At 47.0% G+C, this 12,130-nt stretch carries 9 protein-coding genes and 1 other annotated feature; of the genes, 3 read left to right on the top strand and 6 right to left on the bottom strand.

The window, feature by feature from the left end; all coding sequences use genetic code 11:
* Positions 1-10: 10 nt before the first annotated feature.
* The 4 genes from WQ57_RS24175 to WQ57_RS24160 form a co-directional block, all read right to left on the bottom strand.
* Positions 11-1,720 (bottom strand): sensor domain-containing diguanylate cyclase, encoded by a 1,710-nt coding sequence (locus WQ57_RS24175; protein ID WP_084820373.1) that lies wholly within the window; start codon positions 1,718-1,720, stop codon positions 11-13.
* A gap of 74 nt (positions 1,721-1,794) precedes the next feature.
* A complete protein-coding gene (locus tag WQ57_RS24170) occupies positions 1,795-3,117 on the bottom strand; it encodes a bifunctional folylpolyglutamate synthase/dihydrofolate synthase (RefSeq protein ID WP_046526195.1) in 1,323 nt (440 codons plus the stop codon).
* Positions 3,118-3,195: 78 nt separating this feature from the next.
* Positions 3,196-5,835 carry a valine--tRNA ligase gene (locus WQ57_RS24165; protein WP_046526194.1) on the bottom strand — a complete coding sequence of 880 codons (2,640 nt, stop codon included), beginning with the start codon at positions 5,833-5,835 and terminating at the stop codon, positions 3,196-3,198.
* 189 nt (positions 5,836-6,024) lie between these two features.
* Positions 6,025-6,261: a binding site (T-box leader), on the bottom strand.
* Positions 6,262-6,370: 109 nt separating this feature from the next.
* Positions 6,371-7,696: an O-antigen ligase family protein gene (locus WQ57_RS24160; RefSeq protein WP_046526193.1), complete on the bottom strand. Its 1,326-nt coding sequence runs from the start codon at positions 7,694-7,696 to the stop codon at positions 6,371-6,373.
* Positions 7,697-7,909: 213 nt separating this feature from the next.
* Between WQ57_RS24160 and WQ57_RS24155 the strand changes: the two genes are divergently transcribed.
* Complete coding sequence (locus WQ57_RS24155) at positions 7,910-8,104, top strand: hypothetical protein (protein WP_046526192.1); 195 nt, start codon at positions 7,910-7,912, stop codon at positions 8,102-8,104.
* Between the two features lie 17 nt (positions 8,105-8,121).
* Here the strand turns inward: WQ57_RS24155 and ysxE are convergent, their stop codons facing one another.
* Positions 8,122-9,183, bottom strand: a complete 1,062-nt coding sequence (gene ysxE, locus WQ57_RS24150) for a spore coat protein YsxE (RefSeq protein ID WP_046526191.1) — start codon at positions 9,181-9,183, stop codon at positions 8,122-8,124.
* A 134-nt stretch (positions 9,184-9,317) separates the two neighbouring features.
* A complete protein-coding gene (gene spoVID, locus WQ57_RS24145) occupies positions 9,318-10,541 on the bottom strand; it encodes a stage VI sporulation protein D (RefSeq protein WP_052948876.1) in 1,224 nt (407 codons plus the stop codon).
* A 362-nt stretch (positions 10,542-10,903) separates the two neighbouring features.
* On the opposite strand from spoVID, the gene WQ57_RS24140 reads away from it, so the two are divergent.
* Both WQ57_RS24140 and WQ57_RS24135 read left to right on the top strand, forming a co-directional pair.
* Entirely contained in the window at positions 10,904-11,218 is a 315-nt protein-coding gene (locus tag WQ57_RS24140; RefSeq protein ID WP_046522972.1) for a helix-turn-helix domain-containing protein, read from the top strand.
* A 53-nt stretch (positions 11,219-11,271) separates the two neighbouring features.
* The coding region (locus WQ57_RS24135) for an IS3 family transposase (RefSeq protein WP_052948826.1) at positions 11,272-12,130 on the top strand (859 nt) is incomplete at its 3' end.

Below are 12,130 nucleotides of genomic sequence, written 5' to 3'. Positions count from 1 at the left end.
TCTCTTTTTGCTATTTCACATACTCCGCCACCCGGTTCCGCCCTGCCCTTTTCGCCCCGACATACAGTGCACGGTCCGCATGGCGGATCAGGGACATGGCGTCGTCGGCGTCGTCAGGAGCGGTGGCCACTCCGATGGAGGCGGTTATTTGGACGCTCTGTTTCTTTCCTGGCTCAATGGACTGCTGCAGGTTGAAGGGCCAGTTGGCGATGCTTTCGCGGATCATTTCGGCCATTTTGCCTGCTGTTTGCTTTCCGGCATCCGGCAGGAGGACGACGAATTCTTCGCCGCCAAATCTGGCGACGGTTCCCTGGCCGCCAACCAATTTCCTCAGCCTGTTGGCCAGCTCAATCAGGATTTCATTTCCGCTAGGGTGGCCGTAGGTGTCGTTCACGACTTTAAAATGGTCAATATCGAGGAGGATGAGCGACAGCGAGGTTCGTTCAAAGCGTGTCAGCTTCGCGAACTCCTCATGCAGCAAATGGTCGAAATAGCGGAAGTTATACAGATTGGTCAGGGCACAGCGTTCACTGTGCATTTTTGTTTGTTCGTAGTTCTTGGCATTCTCGACGGCCACGGCAAAGGAGGAGCAAAGAATATCCACAATCATCAGCTGCGACTTTTCGTATGCCCGTTTTTGCCTTGATGCAAGGGTGAGTACCCCTACAACCTTTTTGTTGCGGATGATTGGAACAGCCAGGAGGCTTTCCGCATCCTCCGGCAGGAATCCCTTGGTAAACGGCAGCCAATCTTTCCTCGAGGAATAACAGATGGCTTCTTCCTGTGCCCACACATAGCCGCTGATTCCCTCGTGCTTTTTCATCCGCGGGATCATGTTTGTCCCTGATTGATCCAGTCTGCGGACCATCTCCAGTTCCTGTTCATTGACCGGTTCAAAAATATAGGCATAATCAACCGGAAGCATTTCGCCAATCTTTTCAAAAAACAAGTCGGTTACATCATCGACATGGAGACGCTGGGCCATCTCATGGCCGATTTCAGCCGCTTTCTGAAGATAGAGGTTCACCTTTTCGGTTGAGTAATAGAGCTTTAGAACAAGTGATATCGAAACAAACGGCAGGCCGACAAAGAACAGCGCCATCACCCCCACCTGGTTGTAAAACATATAGAGGAAGAACCCTAATGGAAAGGTAATCAAAGTTGTGACGGTCTCAACAAAAAAGTCTTTCCCGAAGTAGTTTTCCCGCCGCTTATAAACAAAGCGAAGATTAAAAGAAACAATTACCTGGTTGAGGAAATATCCTGCCACAGCATACAGTGCTGCCAGCAAGATGGCCTGCCTTTCTGTTTCAAAGCTCGGGCCGGTTTGGCCTCCCAGTTCATAATAAAATACGCCGCTTAACAGCGAGACAAAAAAGAACATCGTCATATTCAGCGGCAGCCTGAATAATTCACTTTTCTGAATTCTCAGCTTAAAAAGAAGGACGATGACCGCTATTTGGGCTAGTACCATTTCGATGAACAAGCCGAATTTTAGAAATGCAGCAAGGCTTACCCACTGAATCAGGAATATGTACATCGAATTAATGGTTATCGGCATGGATGCCACGACCGCAATTAAAAGCAAAAAGGCCAGCAAATCCAGCCACTGGCCTGAAAACGCGGGAGGATAGGCTTGATAGGTAAGAAACATTCCCGCCGGTACAAGCAGGATATAAACAAGAAAAATATATTTTTTCGTATTTTCAGCTACCTTCATCAGCCTGCCCTCCTCCATAACCAATTTAATGGCAATTCAAGATAAATCAATTGTAGCAAATTTTGTCATGGTTGTTACAGAGGAATTTTGTCATTTTTCAAAAGTTCTTGTAAATATGGTTTTACCTCGGATATGAAATAGAGCGAGCCTGTAATCACGAGCAGCTCATTTTCTTTTAGCCTTTTTATCTCTTCAGGCAGATATGCCTTCCAGTCGTCGACCGCAAGCTTGTGCGTCGATGTACTGATTTTTACCAGGTCTTCGGCGGCTGCGGCACGCGGGAAATCAAAGCTGACAAACGAAATTGTGCTCGCCGCTTGGTCAAGTGTCGCAATCATTTTGTCGAGTTTTTTATCCTTTAAGGCAGCAAAAACCAGGTGGATGTCTTTTGGAGCAAAACGTTCTTCCAGTTCTGCCGCAAGTGCCGTAATGCCTTCATCATTATGCGCCCCATCCAGGATGACCAGCGGCTTCTCGCTCAGAATTTCAAACCGGCCGGGCCAATAGGCCGCTGCCAATCCATCCCTGATGCTCTTTTCCCCTATTTCAATCCAGCCTGTCTGGGCTAAATTCAGGAGGGCAGTAACGGCCAGGGCGGCATTTTCCGTCTGATGCTTTCCTATCATGGAAATCTCAAGGTCAGGGATGAAGCCTTCCTTCGTATCAAGGGAAAACCTTTCGCCCCTCGCTGCAGATTGGTGATTCACAATTGCAAAATCCTCGTGGAGGACGGAAATGGGAGCCAGCTTCTGCTCAGCCTGCTCCTTGATCACTTTAAGGGCGCCAGGATGGCGGACTCCCGTAAAAATGGGGATGCCCTCTTTAATGATCCCCGCTTTCTCAAAGGCTATTTCTTCATGCGTCTCCCCAAGGATGCTGGTGTGATCGAGCCCGATATTGGTAATGATTGAGGCAATCGGCTTCACGATGTTCGTCGAGTCAAACCGGCCGCCTAATCCTACTTCATACAAAACAATGTCCACCGGATGCTTTTGGGCAAAATAATAAAAAGACATGGCGGTAATCACTTCAAATTCAGTTGGTCCCCCAAGCTGTGTTGCTTCGAGCTCATCCGCCAATGGCCGGATGACATTGACCAGCTCAAGAATGTCTTCATCACTGATTGGTGTGCCATTGACACTGATTCGTTCATTAAACTGTTCAATATATGGAGAAGTAAAAGTTCCGACATGATATCCTTCTGCCTGCAGCATGGAGCGCAGATAGGTGACGGTCGAACCTTTGCCGTTCGTACCGCCGACATGGATAGCTTTTATGCTGTTTTCCGGAGAGCCGAGGCGCTCCATCATCCATTCCATCCGTGCTAATCCAGGTTTGATGCCGAGCCTTAGTCTGGCATGGATCCAGTCAAGAGCTTCTTTGTAGGTTGTAAACATTGCTGGCACCTCAACTTTTATTCATAAGAATGAGACGAATCCCAAACAAGGACTCGTCTCATTTATTCTACACTATATTCAGCCTTTTAGCTCCGAAATCCTCGCTTCAACGGCAGCAAGTTTTTCGCTGTAATCCTTTTCCTTCGCACGTTCCTCATTTATGACCTTTTCAGGCGCCTTTTTGACAAAGCCTTCATTGCCCAGCTTTTTCTGTACGCGTTCGACTTCTTTTATCAGCTTCTCGCGCTCTTTTTGCAGGCGGGCAATTTCTTCGTCAATATTCAGCAGGCCTTCAAGCGGCAGGATGATTTCGAGTCCTGTTACGACGGCGGTCATCGCCTTGTCAGGTGCTTCGACATCAAGCCCCATCTCCAGCTGTTCCGGATTGCAGAACCGCTCGAGGTAGCCGCGGTTGTTTTCAAGCGTATTCAGGACTTGGTCGTCCTTCGCTTTCAGGAACATCTTGATCTTCTTGCTGAGCGGCGTGTTGACCTCTGCACGGATATTCCGTACCGAACGAATGATTTCCACAAGCAGTTTCATTTCGGCTGCTGCTGTTTCATCGGTGTAATCGGCATTTACTTGCGGCCATTGTGCCGTTGTGATCGATTCACCGGAATGAGGCAGGTTCTGCCAGATTTCTTCGGTGATGAACGGCATGAATGGATGCAGCAGGCGCATCGTGTTGTCGAGCACATAAGCAAGAATGGAACGGGTTGTTTTCTTCGCTGCTTCGTCCTCGCCGTACAATGGCAGCTTCGCCATTTCGATGTACCAGTCACAGAAATCATCCCAGATGAAGTTGTACAGCACACGGCCGACTTCGCCGAACTCATAGCGGTCGGACAGCCTTGTTACTGTTTCAATTGTTTCATTGAGTCTTGTTAAAATCCACTTGTCGGCTACCGATTTTTCACCAGTCAGGTCGATTTCCTCGTATTTGAGGCCATTCATGTTCATCAAGGCGAAACGGGAGGCGTTCCAGATTTTATTGGCAAAGTTCCAGGTTGCTTCTACTTTTTCAATCGAGAAGCGCAGGTCCTGGCCTGGCGAGCTTCCGGTCGACAGGAAGTAGCGGAGTGAGTCGGCCCCATACTGGTCGATGACATCCATCGGGTCTACCCCATTGCCAAGCGATTTGCTCATCTTGCGGCCTTCGGCATCACGGACAAGGCCGTGAATGAGGACATCCTTGAACGGACGCTCTCCTGTGAACTCAAGCCCCTGGAAGATCATCCGGGATACCCAGAAGAAGATGATGTCATAGCCAGTTACAAGCGCAGCTGTTGGGTAATAGCGCTTGAAATCAGAGGACTCGCTGTCAGGCCAGCCCATGGTCGAGAATGGCCAGAGCGCCGAGCTGAACCAAGTATCCAGTACATCCTTGTCCTGCTCCCAGTTTTCAATATCCTCCGGTGCTTCGTGTCCAACATACACCTCGCCTGTTTCCTTGTGGTACCAGGCCGGGATGCGGTGCCCCCACCAAAGCTGTCTGGAGATGCACCAGTCACGGATGTTTTCCATCCAGTGCAAATAGGTCTTTTCGAAACGGTCAGGAACAAAGTTGACTTTGTTTTCCTTCTGCTGAAGTGCGATCGCTTCATCTGCGAGCGGCTGCATTTTCACGAACCACTGCGTGGACAGGTATGGCTCAACAACGGCGCCGCTGCGCTCGGAATGGCCGACAGAGTGCATATGCTCTTCGATTTTAAACAGGACATCCTGTTCCTGCAGGTCCTTGACGATTTGCTTGCGGCACTCGAAACGGTCCATGCCCTGGTACTTGCCGGCTCTTGCGTTCATGCTGCCATCTTCGTTCATGACAAGTACCCGCTCAAGGTTGTGGCGGTTGCCGATTTCAAAATCGTTCGGGTCATGAGCCGGAGTGATTTTCACCGCGCCTGATCCGAATTCCATATCCACATAATCGTCGCCGACAATCGGAATTTCGCGGCCGACAATCGGCAGGATGACGGTCTTGCCAATCAGATGCTTATAGCGCTCATCTTCCGGATGAACCGCAACCGCTGTATCGCCAAGCATCGTTTCCGGACGGGTTGTGGCAACTTCAATATGGCCGGAGCCGTCCGCAAGCGGGTACCTCATATGATAGAATGCGCCCTGTACATCCTTGTAGATAACCTCGATATCGGATAGAGCGGTTTTTGTGGACGGGTCCCAGTTGATGATGTATTCGCCGCGGTAAATAAGATCCTTTTTATACAAGGAGACAAATACTTCGCGGACAGCCTTTGAAAGGCCTTCATCAAGCGTGAAGCGCTCGCGGCTGTAATCGAGTCCAAGACCTAGCTTTGACCATTGCTGGCGGATATGCTGGGCATACTCTTCCTTCCACTTCCATGTTTCCTCAAGGAATTTTTCGCGTCCAAGGTCATAGCGGCTTTTGCCTTCTTCACGCAGCTTTGCTTCAACCTTTGCCTGTGTGGCGATTCCGGCATGGTCCATTCCCGGGAGCCAGAGAACATCATAGCCTTGCATCCGCTTCATGCGTGTCAGGATATCCTGAAGCGTCGTGTCCCAGGCGTGGCCAAGGTGCAGCTTTCCGGTTACGTTTGGCGGCGGGATGACGATGGTATAAGGCTGTTTTTCCGCATCATCCTTCGCTTCAAAGAATTTGCCCTGCAGCCACCAGTCGTAGCGTCCCTGTTCAATCGATGAGGGATCATATTTCGTAGGCATCGATAAATTTTCTTCCATGGTTACTCCTCCTTAGAAAAGCGTAAGCGCCTTGCCCAGCCCCGACAAGCGCAGGGCCAGCTGATGAAGTCGTTCTTTGACTTCAACAGCTGGGCCGAAGCGACTCTAGGGGCTAGGCGCTGGAGCTGGACAGTTGTTCAACTGTCCTCGCACACACTTTTTTAAAAAATAAAAAACTCCATTCGTCTCTAAAAGGACGAATGGAGTGCGATTCGCGGTACCACCTTTTTTCCAGCCGCAGGAAATGAGAGGCTGGCTCTTAAACAGGATAACGGATTTTCTCCGTCCTCGGCTAATGGGCATTCCGTTCACCGAAGAAGCTCGAGGGCGACCTTCCGACTGTCTGCCTGGGATGCCTTTCAGCCAATGGGCTTCCCTCTCTTTGAAGCAGAGTGTATTCGTACTCTTCCCTGTCTACACTTAACTTAATTAAACTATATTGTATATACTAACCAAAAAAAGACTTAGACGTCAATAATGATAACCATTTTTTTATTATTTATACCTTATGCCGTTCTCTTTAAAAATGTTTGTGCTAAGCGCTTATGTTCCTATTTTCCGAAGCTAAGGGGTCTATATTAATTGTATCACCTTTTGGCTTGTTTATCTGCTGCTCGGACTTAGCCAGGGTAATCCCCAGTATGGCCCAAAATATTGGTGCTACCGGTGCGACACTTATATTAAAGAATGCCTGCACAAGATACCCAGCAATAGTTGATAACAGTCCTATAATAACTAGCTTGTCTTTTTCATCTGCATCTCTAATCGCTTGGAGAGATTTCCTTAAGACAAACACTATTAAAAATAAATAAGTTAAAAGTCCAGGGAAACCAATTGTCACACCCATTTGTAAATATTCATTATGCGCCTTATCTACAATCACATCTCCAAACATTTGTTTTTTTTCTTCATCTTCTGGAAACACCAAAGCAAAGGTATCGGGTCCGGAACCTAACCAAAAATTTTCTTTCAGTAAAGGCATTGATTTTTCCCAAATAAAAAAGCGATTCGACCCTTCCCTCCCTGTGCTTTGATTAGTCAGGATGTTATAAGAATCAGAAAACACTGTGCTGGCTCGATCAGTTAACCTGCCCTTTTCATTTACATTAACGACAAGAATTGTTATGGCGAGAGTAATTAATAAAATTCCCCATTTTTTCCATAGATGGTTTCTTTTTAAGATACCTAAGAGGGAGAATAGCAATATACCACAAAGCATTCCTACCCAACCGCTCCTGGTACCCGAATAAATCAAAGCCAGAAAGTTTATCCAAATTATCACTAGATATCCAGTTGTGTGCATATGCTTTTTTGAGGTTAAATATAGTGTTACTGTTACCATAATTAGCAGCACAAGATAAGAACCAAAAAAATTAGGATTATCAAAAAATGAGTAACTTCGGTCGTAAACCATTTTCCCGCTATTCCGCGGAAGAAGATCTATTGAAAAGAATTGCAATATACCGTAACCAGAAACCACAACAGAGATTAAACCCAGTCCTACCATCGCTTTATGTAATCTTTCTGTGCCAATAAACCGGTACGAAAACAGTAAGACGCTGCAATACGAAAATAAAGTTAAAAGACCCTCATAACGATTTTTAGTACCATACAGTGCCGTTTGGGGATCAACTGAAAATAATGTTGATAAGCAAATCAAACTTATAAAGCAAATAATTATCGCTTCAATTTTGAATTCTGATTTCGTTAATGCAAGATTTTTATATTTTCTCTTTATTATTATGTATAACCATGACATTAGAACAAATACCTGCAGATAGCCAACCTTGGGCAACGTGTAGTACGGGTCGTATCCCCAAGGATAAATTAACAGCGGAAAAAGAATTAAAAACCAGAACATATTGATTTCTCCCCCAAACCCCTTCAAACAAGCAAGTTTTCCTTTCAATTTTTAATTGTACAGGATTTTCCATTTATATGAGACTTTTTTAATTATTCCATTTTTCCTATTTTTCTTCAATATGATTTTTCAAATATAAGGATTACCTTTCCTAGGCACGTTTCCGCCCAAATAATCATAGTATAAAAAAAAGCACCGGGGGAGGAGCTTTGCATGTCAAGAAAACGATATAACCCTTACACCTATCCGCGCTGGCTGCGGAATGTACGTAGTGTTTGCGCGCAGTTTGCGATTCCTTTCTGCGTGTTCCAGGGAATCCGGACGATCTTTTTTCCGACGACCTTTGATGTTTTGCTGCTAGCCATCCTCATCCTACTCTCCTTGGCCATCCATTTTGAAATGATTTAAAGAAGCCCAGGCGACTGTCAGCTCTGGGCTCTTTCCTGTTCCGCTTTCCTTTGGGCCTCGGCTCTTGCCTGGGCTTTCTGACGTTCCATTTCCTCGAGCCTCATGGCGACATACTCGGTATTCTTCAGATGCCAGTAATGCCGCTGCAGCCTTTGCACATATTTGCGTTCATCCACCTTGGTCTTCTGCATAAGATAGCTTTCCGCTGTCTGCAACATTCCGGCCGGGTAGGCCAGATAGCCGAGAAACAGCAGTCTTTCTTCCTCCTTTAACGGAAAGTACTTAAAATAATTGTTGATCCATGCCACACATTCTTCCGACTGTTTCGGGCGCGTCTTCAGAAAACGGGACATAAATGGCAGCAGGTCCTGTATCGGCGAACCCAGCCTTGTGTCTTCAAAATTGATGAAATAGCCATAGCCTTTGTCATCATAAAGGAAATGCTCGGTTGAAACCTTGCCGTGCAGCAGGACCATCCGCGCTTTTTTCTGGTCCTTGGTCTGCTCCTTCCAGCTTTTAAGTTTTTCCCTCGCAAAACCCATCGCCTGCCGGATGCTGTTGTAGTAAAGGCAAAAAAGGAGCTGGAAAGGCGACATATACCATGCCTGCTCGCAGCTTTCGATAAAACCTTCGAGAAACTCCTCATCCTTTTCCCATTGTTTCAGCGTTTTTTCATAATGCTCTTCGCGGGCTTCGAGGCTGATATCCAGCTCCCTTGCCGATAAGGCATGCAGCCGCGCAAGTTCGCGGAACAGCTGAAGCGGACGCTCTTCCCTGTTCTCCTTTTCCTCATTGGCTAGCCAGGGCATTAAATAATATAAAGAATTCATTTCGTATATGGCATACCGGCCATCGGAGGCAGGATAGACGGGAACAATCCGGTTATATCCCTTATGGTACAAGAATTGGATATGGCGGATGAAATCCATCCCATGGTGAGGGTCAATTTGCTTTAGCGCATACGTGCCTGACTTTGCATACACTTTTTTGACTTTGCCAAAATCCTCGACAAAATAAGGGTCTAAGGCATAATTCCTTAGAATGTGTTTGACCTCTGGCAGCACATTGGGCTGATCCATGTTATTCACTCACTTTCACATCCTGGGAGCCTCCTTCTTCAAAAGGCGGAACACGGTCCGCCGCTTGGGGGGCGGGGTAAAAGAGGCGAGCAGGTTAAAATAACCTGCTCCATCTTTGGGTTCCGTTTTTAAATTCAGCTGCTCCCTTTCGCATGCACCGCTGCCGGCACATAGAGCACTTGCCCTTCCGAGACTTCCTGGTCGATTCCAAGGTGGTTGATATTCAGCAGCTGCTGGACGCTGACTTCATAGCGTTCGGCAATCCTCTGCAGTGTATCTTCCTGTTGAACAATGCAGACCCGGATCTTTGCTACCTGGGCATCCTCCTTGCGCGCAAGGAACTCGGCAATCGAGAGGCCTTTTTTCTTGTTGGCCTTCTTTCCTTTTACATTTGCTTCTTCCTCGGAGGAACTCGAGCTTTCCTCTTCACTCTGCTGCGCCTTTTCATTGATAATCATCTTCTTTTCAACTTCCTGGGCAGGCTCTGCCGGCGATTCCGGTGATTCTTGGACAGCTTCGGCAGCCGGCTGAGTCACTTCTATTGGAGCCGCCACCGTTGGAGACTCCACTTCCAGCTCAGGTTCCTTCCTTTGAAAGGCAAGCTCTTTTTCCGGCTCCTTCTTCACTGGTTCTGGAACAGGAGTTGCATTGCGTGCAAAGACAGGTTCCGGTTTTTCTTCCTTCCCGGGCTGCGCTTCCGGCTCTTTCTTCGCTTCGGCGCTAAAAGGCTGATAAAGGGGATCCACTTCTTCCCCGGAATGAATGGCAGGCGACTCTTCCTGCGGACTGAAGGCAAATGATGCATATTCAGGTATGTCTTCTTCTTCCCTCTCCCTGTAGAGCGGCTCAAGGTCCACCTGTTCATGCTCTTCCTCTTCTCTGTCTTCCTCAACGGCTTCCGCTTCTTCAGCCTCATCTTCGCCGCCATGCTGCTGATCGCCGTACAACCCAGTGATTGCCAGCTCTGCCGAAAGCTTCAGGCTGCCGCGTTCAGGGAAATCATAGTCAAACGATTCAACTGTAATATCAATATCATAAATGCTCTCTATCCGGTTTTGCGGTATGGTGATATCAACAGGGAACCGATGGGAAAACTCCAGGCTGCCTTCTTCCCTTTCGGTGACAGAATGCACCAGCCTTACAGCTGCGAACGGATCCCCTGCTCCTTCTCCGTCCTGTTCAGCGCATTTATACTCGCCTGAAAGCACAAGCGAACCTTTAATCGTCACATATTGGTCATTTTCCTGGATGGTTATGTCGGGGTCGAGCGAAATGGATAAAAGCTCTGCGACTTCCTGTCCTCTTTGGAACCACACCGACTCCTCAAGGGAAAATCGCAGGCATGATGGATTACCCATAGACAAAGCGTCTCCTCCTTTCATTTCATGAGCATGAGCATAAAATCACTATGTCATTAAACTGTATGAAAGGTGGCGTTTTTTTATGATAGGGTGTTTGGAATTGGGACGGAGGTTATTTTATAGGTGTGGTGACGCATGCATGATTTGGAAGGATGGGTGATGATGTCACATTTTGGACACAGGTTTTTCAAATAAACAAAATTATTGATGCAATCATTCAAATATTTGAGGCAATCCTTGGGATAATTGATGCAATTACGAACTTTTTCTCTACGACCCCCTAATTCTTTTGGACACCTACTTGAGAGAAACAGTACACTAGGGTCAAGAAAATCAAAAGAAGTTAGGGGGAGAGAAGAATGGCAAACAGAAAAATACCAGCTCTTGAGGAAGTCAAAAAAAACTATGTCAGACTAGCTCTTGAGTCGGGGAATTATTCCTCTATTGCCCGTCATGCAGGTATCGATCGTACTACTCTTAATAGGTGGATTCAGGAATATGAAGATGAAGTAAGAGGACAGATGGAGGACCCTGCCTCAGCGGTACTATCTATAGAACCTACGAAAGAAGAGTTAAAGGCGAAATACGAACAGGCAATGAAACTGCTTGGTGAAAAAGAACTTGAAGTCGCTATGCTTAGGAATTTATTAAAAAAAAGCCAATCCCGGCCCTGACGGTCCTTGAAGAGATAAGGTTATGGGCAGAGGAGGGGTTTGCGATTACTAAATTGGCAGAGGCAGCTGGAGTAAATCGGTCTTTATATTATTATCATGCGGGGAGCGACGAAGAGATCGTAACCAAGGGAAAAAGGGGCCGTCCAATCCCAGGTTACTCAGTAACTGAAGCAGGAATTATTATCTCAGACGAACAGATAGAGGAGTTCCTCATGGAGGCGATTGAGGGAGATGGGGCGACTTACGGCGTTAAGAATCTTACAGAATATCTGAGGGAGCATCACAAACTTAGAATCAACCACAAAAAGGTGGCTAGACTATGTGGCAAATTGGGAATTCTCCTTCCCCACCGGACAGGCAGCCCGAAGTATCCCAGACGTCTTGTCAGGAATCGACTAGTCACAGCTCCGAACCAGCATTGGCAACTGGATATTAAATATGGGTCAATTGAAGGAAGCCGAAGGTTTTTCTTTATCGCAAGCGCCATCGATGTGTTTGATAGGCGTATTGTAGGTTATTACAGAGGCTCTAAATGCCAGGCGAAGGACATAACCGGAATGCTTAAGGAGGCCATTATCAGGAGAGGTCTGAAGGCCCCAGAGGAGCAGGATGGGCACTGTATCGTCCTTCGTACCGATAACGGCCCTCAGTTCGTAAGTAACCACTTTGGTGAATTCTGCGAAGAGAATAAAATCTTTCACGAGAGGATTCCTCCTAGGTCACCTAATTATAATGCATTTATCGAGTCGTTCCACAGCAACCTGGAACGTGATCTCTTCAGGCGTTTCACATTCGAATATTTTGAAGAGGCATATTACCGCATTGATGAGTACATGGAGTTCTACAATGAGAGAAGATACCATGGCAGTCTGGGGCGTATGTCTCCGGCCAAATTTTATGAAAAGTACAAGG

Origin of the sequence: Mesobacillus campisalis, from assembly GCF_000986785.1 — a bacterium.
In the GTDB taxonomy this organism is placed as follows: domain Bacteria; phylum Bacillota; class Bacilli; order Bacillales; family Cytobacillaceae; genus Mesobacillus_B; species Mesobacillus_B campisalis.
This window is presented reverse-complemented; position numbering and strand designations above follow the sequence as displayed.